Below are 22199 nucleotides of genomic sequence, written 5' to 3'. Positions count from 1 at the left end.
TTAGAATAATCATAAAAGGAGAATTTACGTGTTATCATTTGTCAGCAAAATTTTAGATACAATCGATATACAAATTTTGGATATTTTGCAAAAGGAATCTCAAATAAGCAATGCCGAAATTGCAAGACGTGTTAATTTGTCCCCTCCAGCCACCCACACAAGAATTAAACGATTAGAGGGTGAAGGGTTTATTAATAGACAAGTGGCGATTTTAAATCAAGAGAAGCTTGGTTTTGATTTACTGTGCTATGTTTTTATCAGCACAAATATCCATCAAGCCGAACAATTAGATATTTTAGAAAATGCTTTAGAGGCAATGTCGGAAGTATTAGAATGTCATTGTTTAACAGGGGAATACGATTACCTTCTAAAAGTAGTGATAAGAGACAGAAAGGAGCTTGATGGCTTTATAAGAAAGCTAAATAAGCTTGGTATATCTAGAATTCAAACTAACTTATCGTTAAGAGAAATAAAAAATTCTACAGTTTTGCCTATAACTAACGTAGAGTTTGGAAAGTAGCTACAGGAAGATCCATTTTTTAAAAAGTGGTTTATCACACAAGTAACGGTAGAACATGTAAAAGCTTATCTACCGTTACTATTTTAATGTTATTTTTGTTATTCTTCAGCTGCAATTGACCGCAATTCCCCATTTGAATACACAAAGGATTTTCCGTTGATAGAGAAGGGCTGCGTTAAATCAAGACCTACACCTTCCGCAAACCTCGGAAAATTTTGAGCAAAATCAGGTGTATTCATACTTTCAACTGAGCTTTTACCATCAGTGAGACGAACTAAACTCATAAAAATGCTAACTAGTTTATTTGCTTCTTGACGTTCTTGCTGTGAGTAAGATTGATGGATACGCAATGATTCCAATTGTTCCGGAGTTAACCTTGTACCAGATGCACCAGGTGGACGATATAATTTAGGACTAAAATTGGAATTAAAGCCCCCGCCTGTTAGAGGTGTACCGTTTAGTGGCTTACCATTAACAGTACCGATATGATAGTAGACACCATTTGAAATAGTAATAGAATTTGTTTGGGTATTGACTAATTGAGTGGGAGGTGCGCCCTGGAAAATCGCATTACTAGATTGCACAAATTCAGCATGCTTTTTTCTGGAAAGCTCAATCTCTGTCTCCATGGAATCTACATCTTGACTCTTGATTTCAAACGGGGTGGCATTTTGATTCATTTGAAATGAAGAAACAGCTCCTAAATTTGCATATGGGTTTAGTGTAATTTTCATCTATCATTCCTCCTTTGTATTTACGGTTTCTATCGGTATGAGTTTATCTTTTTAAACAATTGTTTTGATACATAGAATGGAGTTTACCAGTTTTTTATTTGCAGCCAGACTCTTACTACAGCAAAGATACTTATAGTCTAGTGGATTATCGATATTTAATATTAAAAGAAAAATTGACGCATTTAGAAGAATTAGCACATAATCTATTATATTTTAGGAATTTTTAGAAAATATTGTTGAATAAATGTAAAAAGATAGTATAATGAAGGTGTAGTTACAATATTGGTTATAAATTCCATAAAGGATATAAATAACATATAAATAGGTGTAACTATAAAACATATGAAATGAGGAGATTTTATGATTAACATGATTCAATATTTGGAAAAAAATCCGTCGTTAGTATCTTTGTTAAAAGAAAAAAAGGCTTCTCTTGTTGGTGTTACAGAACTTGAACAAAAGGCAATTGTAGATTCCTTTGATGAAGATGTATGTTTAGAAAGTGGACTTTGGTACTAAACTCTATAAAAATTAATTGGCTCTGGCTTGCTATAAGTGTCTATTTAATTTTAGGAAGCTATTTGCTTTATGTTACTTATAGCACGCCTTATTTGGGAATAAAACTAAAAGAAGAGAATGGACAATGGGTAGTAATTGATCCAAACTTTAAAGAATGGGCAAATAAGCAAAAAATTTCAATAGGGGATATTATTTTAGAAGTTGATGGTAACAATATTGAGGAATTAAAAAATATTAAATTTAATCCTGTAATTAGAGTGGCTAAAGAATTAACACTGATGAAGCAAGATGGACAGTTAATTTATATAAATACAGACTCGTTTGACATCCCTGAACAGCTTTTAAATGTACTAATTATTCCAGCATGTTATTACTTATTAAGTTTAACTATCTCTCTCTACTTATATAAAAAACAAAAGAATAAGAGTCTAATAAATTTACTTATTTTATTTATTCTTACAGTCTCAATAGCTTATGCTAGTATTGGTGCATCTGGAAGGTTAGATAGTATTGGAACAATTGTGAATCGAAGTAGTATGATTCTTTGTCTTGTTCTCTTGATTCATTTTTTAAGAAATTATTTTTTGTACTTAAATTTAAAATGGTTATTTATTCACAATATTAGAATACTATATTCAATACCATTGATTGTAGTTTTTCTAAGTGTCTATAGTATTTTCCACCCATTTACTAGTCCTGTATTCTCTAATATTACTTTGTGGTTATTTTTTATTTTACTAATTTTGATACTTAGTATTTTAGGAAGCGGCTATTTAAAATATAAAACCCCTCAATTAAAAATTTTTTTATTAAGTATTATTATTCCATTTCTACCATTCCTTTTTCTATTTGCCATGCCTGAGATTATTTTTCATAAGCATATACTCACTGGTGAAGTATGCTCACTGTTTTTAATGCTCATCCCTTTCAGCTTTATCTTTACACAACTCACTGAACGTATATTTGATATGGAATACTACATTACACGCTTACGTCATTATTTTAATTTTTCCTTTGCCTTTACAATTTGGCTAATGATTGGTCTTTATTGGATTACTGATTTATCGATTTCAAGAATGACAGAAATCTTCTTTTTTACTTTTTTATCGTTAATTGCTCTTTTTTATATAAAAGAGAAGATTGATTATCGCAAGCGAAAAATTCTGTTTTCCACAAAGGGAGATTATATCCATCGATTGTATACGACTGTTGATAGTATAGGTAGAGTCGTGAAAATTGAGGATTTACTAGAAAGATTTGTTCAGGAAGTCTCCTTGCATCTGGAGATTCATCATGTTTATGTACTTACCTACGATTTTCACACACATGCTGTTACTTCAACGAGCAAATTAAAAGAATATACACAAAATCAAGTGGATGAAGTATTAATTGAGCAGCTACGGTTAGGAGATATTAAGAAAACGGCTCATTTTTACATTGCCTTTATTCATCAAGATGCCAACTTTAAGCGAATTCTAGTTGTTGATCATAATCAATCTATTTATTTAAAAGAAGAGGAATTACTATGGCTAGAGCTATTGCTTCTGTATTTAAATAATTTTATTGAAAATACGAAAATGGTTGAAGGTCTTTTAGAACAGTTAAAGCACATGAAAGCAGCGGATAAAAGTCAGATGCCATGGCTCAATAAATTACTTTGGCTGCGATTTGAAGAAGAAAAATATCAATTGGCACAAGAGTTACACGATACAAACCTACAAGAACAACTACATATCGCAAGGGAAATGGATGTGCTTGTCCGAACAAAGAATACGGTAGATATTCAAACAAAGCTTTCGAAGATTCATGAACATATGCTAGCTTCTTTGAATGATTTAAGAGGCTATTGTGAAAATTTAAAGCCTCCTTTATTAGATACATTGGGCCTAAATGCAGCCCTTGAGAAGCTTATTCAAAAAATTCATAAACGTGCTGAATTTGTTCTAGTTTATACCATTGATCGTCTTTATTTAGAGGATGAGCGTTTAAACTTAATGATTTATCGTCTTTTCCAAGAGCTATTGAATAATGCCTTGAAACATTCGTATGCTGATACTGTTGAAATTAACCTATTTGAAACAGAAGATGGATTTGAGATTAATTATGTTGATAATGGTGTTGGCTGTAAGATGGATGATATTATTCTTGCTGATTCCATGGGGATTAGGGGGATGCAGGAACGGGTACAGGCTTTTAATGGTCAGTTCTCGATTATTACGAATTTAGGGGAAGGCATGTCCATTCGAATCATGGTGAATGAGGGGAATACTTCCACTACTTATGGCTACGAGCCTTATAATAAAAGGCAAGCTTATATAGGATAATCTATGAATAGAAAGCAAAACATGAACCATTTTTATACCTTCTAATCTATTTGTATTGTGCAGAATTCACAGTACAAGCAAAGATTAGGAGGTTTTTGCTTTGAAATTGACAAGTTTTATGTTTATTTAGTAAAAGAAAGGAGATGTTAGTCTTGGAAAAAGAAGAAATGATACTAGACTTTACCTCACAACAAAATGATTTAAAGGAGCGAATTTCTCTACAAAATAATTTCTTAGTAAATCAAATTAGCCTTGTTGCTGGCGTAGATATTGCCTATTGGCATAAAAATAATAAAGAATATGGTGTTTGCTGTATACAAGTTTTTGATTTTAGTTCAAAAAAATTGATAGAGCAGGTTGCGTACATAAATGAAATTACCGTTCCTTATATTTCTGGGTTCTTGGCTTTTCGCGAACTGCCTCTTATTTTAGAAGCTGTGAAAAAGCTGAAAACTCATCCAAGCCTGTATATGTTTGATGGCAATGGTTATTTACATAAGCGTCATATGGGAATTGCCACACATGCTGCCTTCTACTTAAAGAAACCAACAATTGGCATAGCGAAGACATACTACAAAATTGAAAATATAGATTTCACGATGCCTAACAATATTGGGGGAGCGTTTACTAATATCGAAATTGATGGAGAGGTATATGGGCGTGCGCTTAGAAGTAGAAAGGATGTTAAGCCTATATTTGTGTCGTGTGGAAACTGGATTGATTTAGACACAGCCACGAACATAACGATGCATTTTATTGATAAAGATAGCCGTCTACCAATCCCTGTAAGATATGCAGATTTAGCCACTCATCAGGCAAGGAAATTGCATCAAGATGATGTGTAAACATGTCGATATATCTAAGAGATGCGAATTCACTTTTTTAGAATGTAGTATGAGGGGAATCTAAATTGAATACTCAAGCGAATAATTTATGGAAATGTATCATTGAAAAAAAAGGCAAGGATGCATTGAATCTTCAACCTGGCGCGACAGCTGAAGAATTTCAGCTAATTGAAAATACTTTAGGTGTTACACTTCCACAGGAAATGAAAAGTTTTTATAGCATTTATAATGGACAAGTATGGGATTTAGGGATAGAGCCTTTTGTTAGAAATTTAACACTTTCTCCTATTGCGGAAATTATTGATAATTGGATGTTCCTACAGGAGGAATTTGACCCAGATGATCTGCTTCCAGATATAGAGTATGGTGTTGGGGTTCAACCATTGCTTTGGCATGAAAAATGGATACCTATTGCAGAAAATGGTGGAGGCGATTATCTTTGTCTTGATACTGATCCAACAGAAGAAGGAGTGGTGGGACAGGTGTTGTATTTTTGGCATGATTGGGGAAGCCGAACAACCGATGCAAAGAGTCTTTTTGAATTTCTAGAAAAATGTTTACACGAAGAAAATGATTCGAGTTTTGAATAGGGAGGTAAACGACTATGATTAAGCTGACAATGGAAAAATTAAAGATTCATTTAGACCAACTATTTTCGCCTTTTTTAAATCCCCCAGCCTCAGAGGAAGAGATACAGAAGGTTGAAAAGGAGATGGCTATAAAATTTCCTGATGATATAAGAGCGCTCTATCTAATGCATAATGGAGAGACTGAAGACGGACCCGGTTTGTTCTTTGGATTGCCGTTTTTATCATTAAATGATGTTTTGCAGGAATGGCATGTATGGGAGCAGTTAGAAGAGGAGTTTGCAATGGAGGGGAGTTCTTATTCAGTCCCAACTGGATACATAAAAGAAAGGTATATTAATCGTTCATGGATACCTATTAGTAAAGATTTTGGCGGTAATAATATTGGCATCGATGTCGATCCAGATGAAAAAGGGCGAATAGGTCAGGTCATTAATTTTGGGCGTGATGAGGAAGTAAAATATGTCATAGCTACTCAATTATCGGATTTTCTAGAATTTATCACTGAAACCATTTTACAGGGGAATTATCAAATTGAACAAGAGGAAGACTATCTCTACTGGAATTATAATGACAGCACCCATTTTTTAGATGCACTGAAAAGCCTTGAATTGCCTGTTCTAAAACCTATATCTCATATTTCCAAAGCGGACACTAGTAAATGGACGCAAGATTTAGATTCTCTATGGAAAGAAATCATACAAGAGGATTATTCTAATCCAGAGAATTTTATTAAAAGTAAGCAGCTTTACTTAATTGGGAAAAAACTCACGCATATTAAACCGCTACAATTTTGTACAGAAGTAAAAGAATTAATTTTAACTAGCAATCAATTGACTGATATAACTCCTTTAAATAACATGCTTTCTCTAAAGAAACTCTATTTAATTAAGAATCCGTTAAGTGATTTAACGCCATTAGCGAACCTGGAGCATTTGCAAGAATTAAATATTAATTATACAAAGGTTTTCGATATAGCCCCATTAGCCAGTATGCCACGATTGAAAAATCTGGAAATGGATCAAACAGATATTTACGATTTTTCAATCCTTCAACAATGCCAGGCACTTGAATCCTTATCCGTTTCAATTGTAAATAAAGAACAATTAAAACAAATCGCTCAAATTAAGACTTTAAAACAATTAGACATTCATCAGCTGGAAAATATCGAAGAGGAGGATTTATTGCAGTTAGCGCACCTGAATAATTTGCAAATAATAACATTTGAAAAGTGTTATTTGAAAAATCTAGATTGTTTTTCATCCAATCATCAGCTGCGAGAAATCATTTTAAAGAATGCTGTACTTGAGGATGGTACAGTAATTGGAGCACTAAAAAATTTAAAAAGCTTAAAATTAGAAGGGTCAACAATTGAGAATCTTGAGGTTATTGCAAAATCTTCCTCGCTTAAAAAATTTACAGGATCATTCGAGCAATTTTATTACTTAAAAGACCTTTTTCATCAGGCCATTGACTTTTCTACTATTGTAGGTGGAATGACGGCTGAGGAGCAGAAAGTCTGGCATCAGTATTTAGATACTCATAGAGTCTAAAAGTCATTAGTAGCGTAAAAATCATAAAAATATTATTTTGTATTTGAAAATAGGAGAAAATACACTTTTTAGAAATATTCCGTAAAACGAAGGAAATTCCAAAATTATGACCGATATAATTGAATAGATGGATAGAGGAGGTAAAAAAATTGAATAAAAAATTATTTTTCACAGTAGCCGCTATTCCAGCAGCTCTTATTGTACCAACAGTGGCAGGTGCAGAGGAAGCAACAGTGACAGTGTTAGGACAAAATATGGTAAATGGTGTGTTAAAGGCTTCTATTGAGAATTTACCAGCCAATTCAATCGTGAAAGGTTACCAATGGTATTATGTTGAAAATGCCAATACAAATAAACCAATCTCTGGTGCAACTGCTGCATCTTTTACAGTACCAGTAGACGCAGCTGGAAAAACAATATTTGTAGAAGCCATTACAACGAACGATAGTAAATATAAAAGTGCACCACTAACAATAAATACACTGCAACTGGCAATTGCAAAGCCAACATTTGCAGTTTCTTCTAAATATGTTGTTCCTGGGGAAGTGTTAAAGGCCACAGCCGAAGTGACGGATGGTGCAGGTGCCAAATTACAAAGTAGTCAAATTACATATAGCTATCAATGGTTTTATAAAGTTGGTGAGTCCTTCACTATCATTGACGGGGCTACTAGCGGCACATATACAATTCCGAAAGATGCTATAGAAAAAAACATGCAAGACATTATGGTTAAGGTAAGAGCAAAAGTTGGTCCCGCGATTGTAGAATCAGATTTTTCTGATGTCATCACAGTATCAAATGAACCGACAAATTCAATGATTACTGAAATTAAAACATTGCTCAAAAATGACCATCAATACAATGTTTCAAGCCTGGAATTATTTAAGGGTGAAGTAACAGCGATGGACGCTAAGTATCAGGCATTAACAGCTCCTGCGAAGGCAAATGTGACAAATTACGATGTTTTAAAGAGAGCTGTTGCTGATGTGGAATTAATTAGTAAACTTGCTGAGAAAGTAGATAAAGTAAAAGAAGTTAGTGAGAAGGATTTGCAGAAGTATTTAAAAGAGATCGAGGAGTCTTACGATAAGCTGGATTTACTACAGCGAAGCTTGGATGTTAATGATAGTTTATATACTAGCATTAAAAGCCTTCTAAAAGATCCATCTGATATCGAGCAAATTAATGAGGTAAGAAGATTAAATCAAGCCATTGTAGGCTTATTAAAATACGAAAATGCTCTTGTTAAATATGTTCCTGCAAGTAAAGAAGCTTTACAAACGGCTGTAGAGGCAATCGAAAAGGATATAGCCAAACTAAAGCAAAATTACCGCTCTACAGTGCAAAATCAAGCTATTTTAAATGATGCGAAGTCCGATATAAAAAAGATTGAGCAATTTATCAAATCCTTTGAGAAATTATCACAAAATAATACGCCTAACAAGCAGGTAACTGTTGCGAAATCCATTCGATCCGCCTATGAAAAGCTAACATTTAAACAATTACAATTAGTGCCAACCAATTATGTGACAATTTTACTTGAAGCTGAAGACGCAGAAGATAATCAAATCCAAAAGCTGAATATAGATATAGCTGGTTATGTATATGGTGCTATCGATAGCTATCCGATTGATCCTTCTGTCCATTCTTGGCAGAGTCATGTTAACAATATAAATCGCATTATTAATGAATATAAGGGCTTAACGAAAAATTCTGCTGCTAAAATTATTGGGTATGAGGATATCCTAATCCTCCAGAAGGACTTTAAGGCAGCTGAAAAAGTAATTAAGGATATGGATGCTTATAAGAAGCTTAGTCAAACTACTGGTGTAGCGGAAAGTAAACTAAATTCAAATTATACTAGTATTTTGAAAGCCTATAATAAATTAACAAGTCTTCAACAATCACTTGTATATAATGCTGACGATTTTTTATTGAATACACCTAAGGTTACAGTTGACACAGGTGGTAAGGAACCTGCTGATAAGGCTGCAGCCGAAGCGTTAAAGGGTGATATTGCAAAGCTTGCTGATGTTTCAAAATATACATTTACACAATTTGAAACAGCTGTAAATGCTGCAACAGCAACCTATAAAAATTTATCTTCTACTGCACGTAAATATGTAACTAACTATTATTTATTAACAGCCGCTAGTAAGGATTTGTCTGGTGTGAAATCTTTCCATAAAAAGGTGCAAACAGCTAGAGAGGAAACGGATGCTACCAAGCAGGCTAAAAAAATCCAAACAGTTGAAACAGCATATGCAAAGCTGCCTGCAAATCAGCAGCACTTAGCAAAGCAACAATATGATGATTTACTGAATAATCGTATACCAGATGGCAACGCGCCTGATATCTCCAAGCTAAATAGTGAAATTGCAACAATTGTTACGAATGATATGTATACCGTTTCAATCGATAGAATTAATGAACTTTCAGCCCAATATAATAAGCTAAGTTCTAGTGATAAAAAGCGTATTACCAATTCCTCGATTTTAACTACTGCAGTTTCTGATGTGAAGAAAGTAGATTCCTTCATGAAGCAGTATGAAAAATCATTTAATAGCAATCCGACAACTGTTATAAAAGCTTATGCGAAACTTACTGCAAAACAAATGAGTTTAGTTAGCCCTGTCGTTAGACAAGCTATTCTAGATAAAGAAAAGGGACAGCAGCAATCTAATGATACAGCTTTAAATTTAATTGAAACGATTAATGGATTGCTTGAAAATGGTGAGTATATAGCTGATTTGGAGACGAAGGTAAAAGAAATCCGTGCGCAATATGATGCCCTTAGTGCCTCTGAGAAAAAAGTTGTGAAAAATTATTCGAAGCTAACTCAAGCAGAAAGCGACCTGAAAAAGGTAGCGGAGATTCATGCACTTTATGTTCCTGCTGGTGAAGGAAAAGAAGAAGCACGCAAAACTTGGCAAACAGCCTACGGTAAGCTCTCGAAAAAACTAGAAATTCTATATAACAATTTGTATAGCAGTGATGTGTAAGATTCCTTAATTCAATATTGTGTAAAACAAACCTCGAATATGTTTATTATTCGAGGTTTGTTTGTAGAGAAAAGCCTATCATATTCGCTACTATATTTGTCATAAGTGATAAATTTTAGGAGCTTATGCTGTTTAAAATTGGTGTTGTTGAACCAATTAAAACCGTGGCAAAAACTATCGAATTAGCATCTGAAATTGAGCAGGACATGGCGTTTATTCCTTAGATTTATGGTATCCTCACTGAATGAAAGCTATTATGAAGAGTCATATTCAAGATGTAGGCTTTTGGCTTTTTCGGAGGCAATGCCCTGCTGAGGAAAATGGTTCAGGTAAAGCTTTTATCTCGAATGCAGGTCTTTTTGAAATGTTGATATTGTAATATATGGCTTCATGGAATATTTTCAACGGTCATGACTTGAGAAACTACGCAGCTACTTTTAAGTTTACAGAATAAGCGCACACGCAGTAGCGGCACCACATTTAAGAAGAAGTGCATTGCTGTTGAACTTATGAATGTTGGGGTAAACTATTTACACGAGCGTATTATTCCAAAGGCGTGCGTGCATTACGACATTACAAATTCAAGAAGAACATCCCCAAATGTTGTATAGTCTCTTACCAGAATTTATCATGGGCGGATCTACAGATGTCAGATAGAATGTTCCAACTGTTCAGTGTACAATGGGATGTATGGCATTAGGGACACCGATTTATACGTGGCAGTTTTGTCTCACATGGCATTATGCCAATTGCACATAAGGAAATGTTGCAGGCTGCAAAAAATATGGCTTCCACTGCAATTGCTTGTATTCACAATCCAGTACTGATTGAAGAGGCTAAAAAGGAATGGGAAGAACGTCTGGATGGAGAGACTTTTGCATCCTTAAAAGCGTTAGAATAATAGTATAAATTTGGATAGAGCCTTCATAGGTGAACTATGAAGGCTCTGTTTTTTCAAAAATATGAGAGGAGCATATATCATGGTAACTGAACATACAAATTTACATCAACAGCTTGTCTCTAGCTGGGTCGAGGAGTTTCGTCCCTTTGCGAAAAATGGACATTGCGCAAACTATATTCCAGCACTTGCCGAAAAAGATCCACTTCAATTAGCTATTTCGATTGTTGGACCATCCCATAAAGAAATGAAGGCGGGGGACACTGCTGAACTATTTACCCTTCAAAGTGTGTCAAAAGTAGTTACATTTATTTTAGCGTGTATGGATCGCGGATTACCCTATGTTTTGGAACGAGTAGATGTTGAACCAACAGGTGATACCTTCAATTCTATTATTCGCTTAGAAAGCCATCATCCAGGGAAGCCTTTTAATCCCATGATTAATGCAGGGGCTATAACGGTATCCTCTATGCTTACTGGAAATTCACCACAGGAGAAAATGGGGAAAATCCTTTGTTTTTTAGAGCAAATGGTTGGTAAAAGGTTAAAGGTGAATGATGTGGTTTTTCGATCTGAATGGCAAACAGCTAATCGAAATCGATCTTTAGCATATTATTTAATGGATTCTGGTTTTTTAGATTGCTCTGTCGAGGAGGCATTAGAGGTATATTTAAAACAATGCGCCATTGAAGTAAATGTGTCAGATTTAGCGATGATTGGATTAGTGATTGCCAATGATGGCTACCATCCTCAATTAAAAACACAGCTTTTTCCAAAGCAGGTCGCGAAATTAGCAAAAGCCTTGATGGTTACTTGCGGTATGTATAATGCATCTGGAAAATTTGCTGCATTTATCGGGCTACCTGCTAAAAGTGGTGTTTCTGGCGCAATTCTGGCAGCTGTACCTAGTCATGCCAGCATGAATTCACCGTTTCCTGATGGCTGTGGTATTGGCATTTATGGACCAGCGATTGATCCAATCGGCAATAGTGTGGCAGGAGTAAAACTATTGAAGCAACTTGCAACTGAATGGAATATGAATATATTTTAAAGCCATACAAATGTCGTTATATGTAAATAACTTCAGCTAGTTCCATTTTTTGTTTATGGTATTTGGAAATAGCTTTAAAAGAAGCCCTGGATAGGATTACTTTTGTTAACTAACCAGGGCAGTTCATCTTAGCGTATCGGTTTAGTTCTTTTCATTTTATAGATGAATATGAGTAATAGAAACCAAATAGGTGTTAGCAGTAAGGCTGTACGTGTGGCCTCAGAAATAAACATAACTACTAATAAAAATGCGAAAAAGGCAAGTACTAAATAGTTCACAAACGGAGTGAAAGGTGCCTTGAAATTAGATGCCTCATGAAGTGCACGATTCTTTCGTTTATAAATGATATGGGAGATTAATATAATACTCCATACCCAAATAAAACAAATAGCACTAATAGTTGTTACAACGCTAAAGGCATTTTCAGGCATTAATTTACTTAATAAGGCACCAACGGATACTACAATGGCCGACACGATAAGCGCGTTACTTGGTACGCTATTTTTGTTCAGCTTGGCAAAGGATGCTGAAGCTTGTTTATTGCTGCCCAGATTATAAAGCATGCGGCTTGTAGAGAATAAACCACTATTTCCCGCAGACGCAGCTGATGTCAACACAACAAAATTAATAATACCTGCTGCAATAGGAATACCAGCTAACGTAAATACTTGAACGAAAGGACTGCTTGCGGCAGACATCTCATACCAAGGGTTAATACATAGGATGACAAATAATGCCCCTACGTAAAATAGTAAAATACGTAATGGGATTTTGTTGATGGCTGAAGGAATATTTTTCTTAGGATCAGCTGTTTCGGCAGCTGACACGCCAACTAATTCAACACCAACAAAAGCGAAAACAACCATTTGGAATGCCATTAAGAAACCATATACCCCGTTCGGGAACATTCCACCATGCGCCCAAAGGTTTTCCACTGACACAGTGCCTGAGCTTGTTTGAAAGCCTGTAAATAACATGATGATTCCAATAATAATGAGTGCAACAATAGTGATGACTTTGATGAGGGCAAACCAAAACTCTAATTCCCCAAATAATTTTACTGTTAATAAATTTAAGATTAATAGCAGAACTAAGCAGCCTATCGCTGGTATCCATTGTGGTATATCAAACCAATATTTCGTATAAACACCGACAGCAATAATGTCTGCCATGGCTGTCATAATCCAGCAAAACCAATATGTCCACCCAGTGACAAAGCCTGCCCAGGGTCCTATATATTCTGTTGCAAAATCAGTAAATGATGTGTAGCCAGCTTTTGATAATAATAGTTCACCTAATGCACGCATCACAAAAAATAGAGCGATGCCGACAATTAAATAGGCAAAGATAATGGCAGGTCCAGCGAGTGCAATGGCTTTCCCAGAACCTAAAAATAACCCTGTACCAATTGTCCCGCCAATGGCAATAAGCTGCACATGCCGATTTTTTAAATCTCGTTTTAATTGCTGTTGTTCCACGTTAATCCCCCTCAAAGATGTATAAAATTATGACTGGAAAATAAAAAAAGACTAGTCATGACACTAGTCTCATAAACGTCAGAATAACAAATACCATTTTTTGGATGTTAACGATAAGGTAAACATTCGGCTGGTATATCTTTCATGATGAAAGTTGATATTACTCCTCTGTCCTTTTGCCTGAGATAGTGAACCCTTCGGCGACGCAAATTGCGCTCTCTCCAGAACTGCTCCTGCTATAGTTTGATCCATAGCATTCATAGCTTATATTGTCGTGATGACATTATTTTAAGATATTATACATCCTATCAATGGTTGCATCATTATTCAAGTACAAATTTTAGCTATTTTCAGAAAAATAGAAGAATGCGATTTAGATAGGAAAATATATTATAAAAAATAGTATTTTTAGACATACAATTGTTTTCATAATTTTTGAAGAAATATTACGTGGGTCGATTAATAATGGAAGTGAGTGATTAAATAGGCAGTTCGAAACGCTTAAAATAAAGGGGAGAGTGATTAAATAGAGGTTCCAACTGATCAATCAAGCGATAAGAGTGATCAAAAAGAGGTTCCAACTGATCAATCAAGCGATAAGAGTGATCAAAAAGAGGTTCCAACTGATCAATTAAGCGGAAGGGTGATCAAAAAGAGAGTCCAACCGATCAATCAGGCGAGAAGGGTGATCAAAAAGAGTGTCCAACCGATCAATCAAGCGAGAAGAGTGATCAAAAAGAGGGTCCAACCGATCAATCAAGCGAGAAGAGTGATCAAAAAGAGGTCCCAACTGATCAATTAAGCGAGAAGAGTGATCAAAAAGAGAGCCCAACCGATCAATCAGGCGAGAAGAGTGATCAAGAATAGGCTCCAACCTATCAATAAAGGAGTAAGACATTCAATAATCTGGTGCAATTTCTTAATTTATAATAATCTGTTTATGAGGTGAGTATATGGAGCGAATAAAGAAGGCTGCCGAAATATTGGCGAAGGAGGGCGAGTACGAGACAGTTAAACTTATGCTATTAGATGTGCTGGCTGAAGAAAAAAATATCATAGCCCTACATAATTTAGCCGATTTATTGAAGGAAAGAGATGATTATGAGGAAGCATTATACTATGCCAAGCAGGCTGTTGCTATGGAGCCTAAAACTTATTATCCTTATGCATTAGTTGGCGAATTGACGATGCGTCTTGGGGACTTAGATAGTGCACAGCGATGGCTAGAGCAAGCCTACACTTTATTTGAGTCCCCTGTTGTCGCTAATAATTTAGCATGTATTTATAAACATCAACAAAAGTTCAACGAAGCGGCTACATATTTTATCCAATCCTATCAAACAGAGGATTACGCGCTGATGAGGGCTGTTGAATGTTTTGTGTTGGCTGGAGATACTGATAGTGCTTATAAATGGATTGATGTTATTAAGCAGGATCAGGAACGCTTTATTGGGGAAGTCGAGTTAGGGGAGTTGTATGCAAGCCTGGGTAACTATCAAGAGGCTTCTGAATGGTATGCAAAAGGCTATCAGCATTACGCACATACAGCTTATTGGATTTCAAATTATTTATGGGCACTCCATCAGCTTGGACATGAAAAGCAAATAAGAGATATTCGCACTGCTTTTCTGGGAACATTAACAACAGAATTAATGAAATTACCAGAGGATGCTGAGGAATATGAAATGACAAGCGAGGAAATGGAGGAAGAGGAGCTGAGGTTGCGGGCGGATATGGAGCGAGTGAGAAATGCTCATTTGCAGGCTAGCATCTCGAATGATGATGAGCTGTATATTGCATCTCGTTGCTTTACCTTTTTCTGTCCCATGCATGATCAAAGATTTGGTGAGCAAGAAATATGTGAGTAATTATATGTAAATAGATATAATAATAGTAGAAACTCTGAATTTTTTGTAAAAAGGAAACCATCTCATAGTTATTTGGGATGGTTTCTTTTTGTCGAAACGAGGCGGATTAGGTAAATATATTTAAATCTACTTCTCGATTGAGAAAGAAAGATGTCAATTATTATTTGCGCCTTATCGAATCTGCTACATGCTTATTTTTTTGTTTTTATTTTACCTGTCCAAGTACGGAAGCCACCTTGAAGCTGATAAATTTGGTTGTAGCCACGCTTTTTAAGAAACAATGCAGCACGTGAGCTACGGCCTGTATTTTGGCAGTATAAATATACTGGTAAATCTGGGCGAATTTCTTTATAACGTTGACGTAGTGTAGTTGAAGGAACATTACGAGCACCAAGGATATGGCCAGCATCAAATTCTTTCTGCTCTCGTACGTCGATAAGCTGAGCTTTACGATAGCCTTCAATAAATTGTTCTTGTGTTAGGTTTGTCACTGCTTTTTTTAGTCGCATTGCATTTATTCCGATATATGCAATTAGGACTACTAAAACAACACCGATTGTGATAAGTATGTCCAAGATTTTCTTACCCCTTTCTATCTTCTTTATTATTATAAAAGATGCGCTAGCGATAGTCCAATGAGTTTGATAAAATTAACTAGATTGTGGCTAGAATTAAGATAACTATATGCAATGGTATTCGTTGATGATAGTTAATCAAAGCTACAGAGCTAAATGAGTGTCACTATTTATGATAATTCGACATTGAATATTATGTCATATATTGATGCACTTTCGCTAAGATTAATTAAATAGTTGTAGGAGATGAAGATATGACAACTTGGTATTTTCTAAATTCAGGAAAATGTAGTCCTTCTTTTAATATGGCATTGGACGAGGCATTGCTTGATTGGCATAGTGAGGGATTGATTCCTCCCGTTATTCGGTTTTATGAGTGGGAGCCAGCAACTCTGTCCATTGGTTATTTTCAACAAGCAAAGCGAGATATTAATATAGAGGCAGTGCAGCAGCAAGGACTTGGCTTTGTTCGTCGTCCAACAGGGGGCAGAGCCGTTTTACATGAGCATGAGTTGACATATAGCGTCATCGTTACTGAAAGCTACCCGGATATGCCTGAATCAGTGACAGAGGCATATAGAGTGTTAAGTGAAGGCATACTGCAAGGTTTCCATAATCTAGGTATGGATGCTTATTTTAGTGTACCTGATACAGAAGAACAAAGAGCAGACTTAAAGAAACCAAAAAGCGCAGTTTGCTTTGATGCGCCAAGCTGGTATGAGCTTGTTGTAGAAGGTAAAAAAGTAGCAGGTAGTGCACAAACTCGTCAAAAAGGTGTTATTTTACAGCACGGAGCTATTTTACTTGATTTAGATCAAGAAAAATTATTGTCTGTCTTCAATTTTTCAAGTGAAGAGGCGAAGGACCGTATGCGTAGAAAGATGCCAGAGAAAGCGGTTGCTATCAATAACCTTGTTAAAGAACCAGTGACTATTGAACAATGTGTGACAGCTTTTAGAGATGGTTTTGCAAAATCGTTGCAAATTGATTTAAAACCATTTACACTTTCTGAGGAGCAATTAGAATATGTACATGCACTAGAAGAAAAAAAATATGCGTGTGACGATTGGAACTTCAAAAAGTAAAAAATGGTATAAGAAAAATATTTTTTTATCGTTCAAACCTTGTGATGCCAAGCAGTTCTGATTCTATTCGAAATTGCAAGAGTTGAATTAAAAAACTATATATAGTATCTTTTTTTAAGACATATACACAATATGTAGTGTTTAACGACACATGATATTGTGTATTTATTATGTGTAAGGCAGAAAATAAGGGAGGCAAAACGATGGTACTCACAAATCATCAACCCGAAGTAAACAAACAAATTGAACAGTTAAACAAAGATATCGAGCTATTTCCACAGGTTCACCCTGTAACACCTGATATGCATATTACGCATAAAGGCGTATCAAGGCTTGTCATGATTGATCGCTACTCGTTTAAGGATACGGAAAAGAAAACACTTAAAGCTGGTGATTTCGTCGTATTAACAGTGAAGGCAGATCCAAAATTTCCTGCACGTGGTTTAGGGACAATTCAGAAGTTGGACATGGCTACAAAAACAGCAGATATTTTGATTGAGGAAGACTATCGTAGCGCTTTAGATAATCCAAAAGAGCAAGAAACAGGTGTGATTACGCGTTCAATTGACGTGCTAGAAAAGCCTCTTGAAATATTTTATGAACAAATCGCAAAACGAAATGCAACAGGGCTTGCTGCTGTTGAGAAATCACCAGAAAAACGCCAAGAATGGTTCGAGAAGTTTTATGAGCAGTTAGTATCATTAAAATTCATTCCAGCTGGACGAGTTATTTACGGAGCAGGTTCTGAAACAGATGTAACCTTCTTCAACTGTTATGTAATGCCATTTGTAGCGGATTCACGTGAAGGAATAAGTGATCATCGTAAGCAAGTAATGGAAATTATGAGCCGCGGTGGTGGTGTTGGGACAAATGGTTCGACATTGCGTCCACGAAACACACTAGCACGTGGTGTAAATGGTAAATCATCTGGCTCTGTATCATGGTTAGATGATATTGCGAAGCTGACTCATCTTGTCGAACAAGGTGGTAGCCGCAGAGGTAAGCATAATCTAGGTGCTTCTGCGTAAACAAACCTCGTGAATTGCTGGGAACTCTTTAACGGAAATATTGTCACTTTAATCGAGGTGGGAATTATGGATGTTTATGATGCGAAACAGCCACAAACTTGTTTAATATGTGGTTTTACAATAGATCATAATAAACAAGGAAGGTTTACGTCTCATTTGAAAAATGAGCATAACTTAACATTAGATAATTATTTAATATCTTATTTTTATCCTATAGAAATGGTGACTTGCCAATATATTTTATGTCATAAAAAGGTTAAATTGAGGCGGGGCATTCCCAATAAATTTTGTAGTAGAAGCTGTCGAGGAAAAGGTGAGCCTTTAACTTGTGTAATTTGTGGAAGACTATTCGATGAAAAACATCGCCAGACAAAAACGTGTAGTAGAGAATGTGCGAGTAAGCTTCGTTCACAAAATACAGGAAAGTGGCATAATGAAATGCCAGATGAACAAAAGAAGGTTCATTTTAAAAATATCATTTCAAAAACAGCAAACACTAGAAAAATAAATGGAACTCCTTCATGGAATAGCGGTAAGACAGGGGTTTATAGTAAAGAAACAATTGAAAAGATTCGTCAAGCTGCATTAAAACAAATAGAGAGGGAAACATTTAGAAAAACTAGTATTGAAAGAGCTATAGAGCATTTCTTAGTTGAACAATCAATCCCCTATAAATATTCCTTTATATTTGAAGGTGCACAATTTGATTTTTTACTACTAGGGACAAATATTCTAATTGAATGTGATGGTGATTTCTGGCATGGCAATCCGAAATTTTATTCCTCCTTTTATAAGGTTCAAAAGAGGATAAAAGCCAGGGATATCGAAAAAAATCAAATTGCAGCAGCTAATGGATACACTTTACTCCGTTTTTGGGAAGATGAGATAAAAAATGATTTTGAAAATGTTAAAAAGCGCATTCTAAATGCACTGTTAGCTACAACGTAACTGGAAACGGTAAGCGTGAACGCTTAAAAATAACAGTGGGATAAAGACAATCAGCAGCCAAGCCTCTTTTAAGGGGAAGGTTCAACGACCATCGAAAGCACGCTATGTTAGCGGAAGTGAGTAGAGTAGGGGTGAAGCCACTCCGAAGTGCGAGGACATCTAATAAGATGTAAGATATGGTCTCAACTTCTATGGTGACATAGAGAGTGGGTGTAGCGAACCCGCGTAAGGAATCGGCACAAATGATTATGCTGGCAGATTGGCATCCTGATATCGTGGAATTTATTATTTCAAAAATGCAAAATCCACGTATTCTACGATACCTAATCGAAAATACAACGGATGAAACAATCATTCGACTAGCAAAAGAAAAATTAAACTTTAAGCCTCTTTCTTTCCAAGAAGAAGCTATGTACCAAGGCATTGTCAATTATAAAAGTATCGAGGGATTAGGCGGTTTTGATACAGCAATTATCCGTGACGCGGAAAATAAATTGCGTGATGGTGGTACCTATACTGTTCATAATCCAGAGTTTTTAACAGGTGCAAATATTTCTGTTACATTAACAAAAGAATTTATGGAAGCTGTTGAAAATGATGCTGACTTCGAGCTTCGTTTCCCAGCAGTTGAAGAATATTCTAAAGAAGAAATGAACGTTTACAACACGGAATGGCATAAAGTTGGTGATGTTCGTGAATGGGAGAAAATGGGCTATAAAGTACGCACATACCGCACAATTAAAGCAAAAGAATTGTGGAATTTAATTAACGTATGTGCAACATACTCTGCAGAGCCAGGTATTTTCTTCATCGACAACGCAAACGATATGACCAATGCGAAGGCATATGGTCAAAGTGTTGTAGCGACAAACCCATGTGGGGAACAACCACTTGCACCATATTCTGTGTGTAACTTAGCAGCTGTGAATTTAGCGCAGTTTGCGAATAAAGAAAATCAAACTGTGGATTATGAAGCACTACGTGAAACAGTTCGTGTAGGCGTTCGTATGCAGGATAATGTTATTGATGCAACACCTTACTTCTTAGAGGAAAACCGTGTACAAGCTCTTGGTGAGCGTCGTGTTGGTTTAGGTGTTATGGGCTTAGCCGATCTACTTATTTATTGTGAGAAAGAATATGGCTCAGCGTCAGGTAATGAGCTAGTAGATGAAATCTTTAAAACAATTGCTGAAACGGCGTATGAGGCATCTACTGAGCTTGCAAAAGAACGTGGTAGCTTCCCATTCCTAGTAGGTGCTACAGACGAAGAAACAGCTCGTTTACGTAAAGCCTTCACAGAGACAGGCTTTATGCAGAAAATGCCTGCTCACATCAAGGAGCAAATTTTGGCGACTGGTATCCGCAACTCGCATTTATTAACAGTTGCGCCAACTGGTTCAACAGGAACAATGGTAGGGGTAGCAACTGGTCTTGAGCCATACTTCTCATTTACTTACTACCGTTCTGGTCGTCTAGGTAAATTCATTGAGGTAAAAGCTGAAATTGTAAAAGAATATTTAGATCGTCACCCAGAAGTAAATGAGCAAGAGCTTCCTGAATGGTTTGTCACAGCGATGGAGCTAAAACCAGAAGCACATGCTGATGTACAGTGTATTATTCAAAAATGGATTGATTCATCTATCTCTAAAACAGTAAACGCACCAAAAGGCTATACAGTACAACAAGTAGAAAAAGTATACGAGCGACTGTATAAAGGCGGCGCTAAAGGTGGTACGGTCTATGTGGATGGCAGCCGTGACTCACAAGTGCTTACGCTAAAAGCTGAAGAAAATGATATGGATCAGCTATCATTTGAAGAAGAATTAGTAGAAGAACATACAAAACGTCCAGTCGTATTAGTAGATACAATCCAAGCGTTAGAGTCTACAACAGTTATTGGCTCAGACGTAGGGAATACATGTCCAGTATGTCGTAAAGGAACAGTCGAAGAAATGGGTGGCTGTAATACATGTACAAACTGTGGCGCACAGTTAAAATGTGGTCTATAAGATCATAAAAGTGTCAAGCTGTTGTAGATTTGAAATAAAGTTATAAAAAAGATGTACCGTTTTTAATAAAGTTACATCGTTTCACCCCTTTGAATATGATTATCAAAGGGGTGTTTTAATTGGAAAATAAATCTATGGTTAAAAATAAAGATTAAGCATTCATAAAAAGTTTGATTAAAAATCCTGTGTTAATTCGCAGGATTTTTTTGTTCCGCAATTAAGGAGGATTTTGGAAGAACGCATCGAAAGAAAATTGGTATTTGTGATATGAGAGGGTTCACGAATTCAGTTTAATGGAAGGTCTTGACATCAATTTAATTTGGTTTACAATTGAGTAAACACTCAAATTTTTAGACAATTAGAGGTGGATTTATTGATTTCAAAAAAGGATAAGATTGTACAAACAGCATTGAAGCTTTTTACAGAACAGGGATTTAAAGCAACAACAACAAAAGAGATCGCCTTAAAGAGTGATGTAGCAGAAAGTCTTATTTTCTACTATTTTAAAGATAAAACTGAACTACTTAATCATCTAATTCAAGAGTTCTCATTTATAGGGTCAATGTGCAAGGAAATGAAGGGAATATCTGAAATGGATCCTATTCCCGCTTTAATTCAATTAGGACATCTATATTCCGATTTTTTATATCAGAATAAAAATTTCTTGTCATTTATTTGGTCCCCTGAAATGATACAGAACAAAGATGTAAATGCGAAGGTTATTGACCTTATTCATACAATGTCTCAAGAAATCAACATCCATCTGGCAAGGGCTGTTTCTGCTTCTATTGAAAAAGAGACAATTGAATTGGCAGCTTCAATGTTTTTTTCAACCTTATTAACCCATTTTTTAGTTGGAGAAAGAGCATCTGATGAATTTCCTCTTGAAAATGATAACTATATTAAGAATTTAGTAACTCTGGTTTTAAAAGGACTTGATATTTCTAATTAAATATACCTTTATTTTTTTGAACTTTATTGAGTATTTACAAACAATAAGCCTGTATCTATGATTACTTGGTAATCTAAGATACAGGTTTTGTATTTCAGCAATAATTATATGGATGCTTTTCGAAATATTTAAATTAAACACCGATTAGTAAAGAATCTTTGGTAAAAATAAATATTTTTTTAAAATTGAACCTAATATAAATTGATAATCGTCTAATAGCAGA

Annotated in this window: 16 protein-coding genes, 2 pseudogenes and 1 riboswitch; of the genes and pseudogenes, 15 read left to right on the top strand and 3 right to left on the bottom strand. The window is 35.5% G+C overall.

Features of this window, described 5'->3' with window-relative positions; translation table 11 throughout:
- Nucleotides 1-28: 28 nt before the first annotated feature.
- The gene (locus AC1RNS_RS03245; RefSeq protein ID WP_492990732.1) at nucleotides 29-520 is read left to right on the top strand and encodes an Lrp/AsnC family transcriptional regulator; all 492 of its coding nucleotides are present in this window, start codon (nucleotides 29-31) and stop codon (nucleotides 518-520) included.
- Between the two features lie 98 nt (nucleotides 521-618).
- Here AC1RNS_RS03245 and AC1RNS_RS03240 read toward each other — a convergent pair whose 3' ends face one another.
- Entirely contained in the window at nucleotides 619-1254 is a 636-nt protein-coding gene (locus tag AC1RNS_RS03240) for a hypothetical protein (RefSeq protein WP_492990731.1), read from the bottom strand.
- Between the two features lie 360 nt (nucleotides 1255-1614).
- Between AC1RNS_RS03240 and comX the strand changes: the two genes are divergently transcribed.
- The 8 genes from comX to AC1RNS_RS03200 all read left to right on the top strand — a co-directional run bounded on the left by comX (nucleotide 1615) and on the right by AC1RNS_RS03200 (nucleotide 12033).
- Nucleotides 1615-1773 (top strand): competence pheromone ComX, encoded by a 159-nt coding sequence (gene comX, locus AC1RNS_RS03235; RefSeq protein ID WP_492990729.1) that lies wholly within the window; start codon nucleotides 1615-1617, stop codon nucleotides 1771-1773.
- A 92-nt stretch (nucleotides 1774-1865) separates the two neighbouring features.
- Nucleotides 1866-4097: a sensor histidine kinase gene (locus AC1RNS_RS03230; RefSeq protein WP_492990727.1), complete on the top strand. Its 2232-nt coding sequence runs from the start codon at nucleotides 1866-1868 to the stop codon at nucleotides 4095-4097.
- A 143-nt stretch (nucleotides 4098-4240) separates the two neighbouring features.
- On the top strand, nucleotides 4241-4942 hold the full coding sequence (locus AC1RNS_RS03225) for an endonuclease V (RefSeq protein WP_492990726.1): 702 nt from the start codon (nucleotides 4241-4243) through the stop codon (nucleotides 4940-4942).
- Between the two features lie 65 nt (nucleotides 4943-5007).
- Nucleotides 5008-5532, top strand: coding sequence for an SMI1/KNR4 family protein (locus AC1RNS_RS03220; protein WP_492990724.1), 525 nt, complete (start codon nucleotides 5008-5010; stop codon nucleotides 5530-5532).
- 14 nt (nucleotides 5533-5546) lie between these two features.
- Nucleotides 5547-7082, top strand: coding sequence for an SMI1/KNR4 family protein (locus AC1RNS_RS03215; RefSeq protein WP_492990722.1), 1536 nt, complete (start codon nucleotides 5547-5549; stop codon nucleotides 7080-7082).
- A 149-nt stretch (nucleotides 7083-7231) separates the two neighbouring features.
- Nucleotides 7232-10084, top strand: coding sequence for a hypothetical protein (locus AC1RNS_RS03210; RefSeq protein ID WP_492990720.1), 2853 nt, complete (start codon nucleotides 7232-7234; stop codon nucleotides 10082-10084).
- Nucleotides 10085-10826: 742 nt separating this feature from the next.
- The gene (locus AC1RNS_RS03205; protein WP_492990718.1) at nucleotides 10827-10985 is read left to right on the top strand and encodes a hypothetical protein; all 159 of its coding nucleotides are present in this window, start codon (nucleotides 10827-10829) and stop codon (nucleotides 10983-10985) included.
- A gap of 79 nt (nucleotides 10986-11064) precedes the next feature.
- Nucleotides 11065-12033 (top strand): glutaminase, encoded by a 969-nt coding sequence (locus AC1RNS_RS03200; protein ID WP_492990717.1) that lies wholly within the window; start codon nucleotides 11065-11067, stop codon nucleotides 12031-12033.
- 128 nt (nucleotides 12034-12161) lie between these two features.
- Here AC1RNS_RS03200 and AC1RNS_RS03195 read toward each other — a convergent pair whose 3' ends face one another.
- On the bottom strand, nucleotides 12162-13511 hold the full coding sequence (locus AC1RNS_RS03195) for an amino acid permease (RefSeq protein ID WP_492990716.1): 1350 nt from the start codon (nucleotides 13509-13511) through the stop codon (nucleotides 12162-12164).
- 158 nt (nucleotides 13512-13669) lie between these two features.
- A riboswitch (glycine riboswitch) is annotated at nucleotides 13670-13746 on the bottom strand.
- A 718-nt stretch (nucleotides 13747-14464) separates the two neighbouring features.
- Between AC1RNS_RS03195 and AC1RNS_RS03190 the strand changes: the two genes are divergently transcribed.
- Nucleotides 14465-15379 carry a tetratricopeptide repeat protein gene (locus tag AC1RNS_RS03190; protein ID WP_492990714.1) on the top strand — a complete coding sequence of 305 codons (915 nt, stop codon included), beginning with the start codon at nucleotides 14465-14467 and terminating at the stop codon, nucleotides 15377-15379.
- Between the two features lie 191 nt (nucleotides 15380-15570).
- On the opposite strand, the gene AC1RNS_RS03185 is transcribed toward AC1RNS_RS03190, so the two are convergent.
- Nucleotides 15571-15954 (bottom strand): rhodanese-like domain-containing protein, encoded by a 384-nt coding sequence (locus tag AC1RNS_RS03185; RefSeq protein WP_492990713.1) that lies wholly within the window; start codon nucleotides 15952-15954, stop codon nucleotides 15571-15573.
- Nucleotides 15955-16208: 254 nt separating this feature from the next.
- Here AC1RNS_RS03185 and AC1RNS_RS03180 point away from each other — a divergent pair, with 254 nt between their 5' ends.
- From AC1RNS_RS03180 to AC1RNS_RS03160, 5 genes and pseudogenes are all read left to right on the top strand, one after another.
- Nucleotides 16209-17039, top strand: coding sequence for a lipoate--protein ligase family protein (locus tag AC1RNS_RS03180; protein WP_492990712.1), 831 nt, complete (start codon nucleotides 16209-16211; stop codon nucleotides 17037-17039).
- Nucleotides 17040-17242: 203 nt separating this feature from the next.
- Nucleotides 17243-18040, top strand: a pseudogene (locus AC1RNS_RS03175) (ribonucleotide reductase barrel domain-containing protein); the annotation flags it as partial.
- A gap of 93 nt (nucleotides 18041-18133) precedes the next feature.
- The gene (locus tag AC1RNS_RS03170) at nucleotides 18134-19015 is read left to right on the top strand and encodes an endonuclease domain-containing protein (protein WP_492990710.1); all 882 of its coding nucleotides are present in this window, start codon (nucleotides 18134-18136) and stop codon (nucleotides 19013-19015) included.
- Between the two features lie 227 nt (nucleotides 19016-19242).
- Nucleotides 19243-21024, top strand: a pseudogene (locus AC1RNS_RS03165) (vitamin B12-dependent ribonucleotide reductase); the annotation flags it as partial.
- Nucleotides 21025-21397: 373 nt separating this feature from the next.
- Entirely contained in the window at nucleotides 21398-21976 is a 579-nt protein-coding gene (locus AC1RNS_RS03160) for a TetR/AcrR family transcriptional regulator (RefSeq protein ID WP_492990709.1), read from the top strand.
- Nucleotides 21977-22199: the final 223 nt, after the last annotated feature.

Source organism: Lysinibacillus sp. GW821-FHT14F06 (genome assembly GCF_058803665.1).
Note: the sequence above shows the minus strand (reverse complement) of the source record. Positions and strands in the feature narration are given on the sequence as shown.

Bases quoted from the DNA above. Each gene is read 5' to 3' on its own strand.
- AC1RNS_RS03215 (WP_492990722.1), top strand. From the start codon at position 5,547: ATGATTAAGCTGACAATGGAAAAATTAAAGATTCATTTAGACCAACTA.
- AC1RNS_RS03240 (WP_492990731.1), bottom strand. From the start codon at position 1,254: ATGAAAATTACACTAAACCCATATGCAAATTTAGGAGCTGTTTCTTCA.
- AC1RNS_RS03180 (WP_492990712.1), top strand. From the start codon at position 16,209: ATGACAACTTGGTATTTTCTAAATTCAGGAAAATGTAGTCCTTCTTTT.
- AC1RNS_RS03225 (WP_492990726.1), top strand. From the start codon at position 4,241: ATGTTAGTCTTGGAAAAAGAAGAAATGATACTAGACTTTACCTCACAA.
- AC1RNS_RS03200 (WP_492990717.1), top strand. From the start codon at position 11,065: ATGGTAACTGAACATACAAATTTACATCAACAGCTTGTCTCTAGCTGG.
- AC1RNS_RS03205 (WP_492990718.1), top strand. From the start codon at position 10,827: ATGCCAATTGCACATAAGGAAATGTTGCAGGCTGCAAAAAATATGGCT.
- comX (WP_492990729.1), top strand. From the start codon at position 1,615: ATGATTAACATGATTCAATATTTGGAAAAAAATCCGTCGTTAGTATCT.
- AC1RNS_RS03190 (WP_492990714.1), top strand. From the start codon at position 14,465: ATGGAGCGAATAAAGAAGGCTGCCGAAATATTGGCGAAGGAGGGCGAG.
- AC1RNS_RS03170 (WP_492990710.1), top strand. From the start codon at position 18,134: ATGGATGTTTATGATGCGAAACAGCCACAAACTTGTTTAATATGTGGT.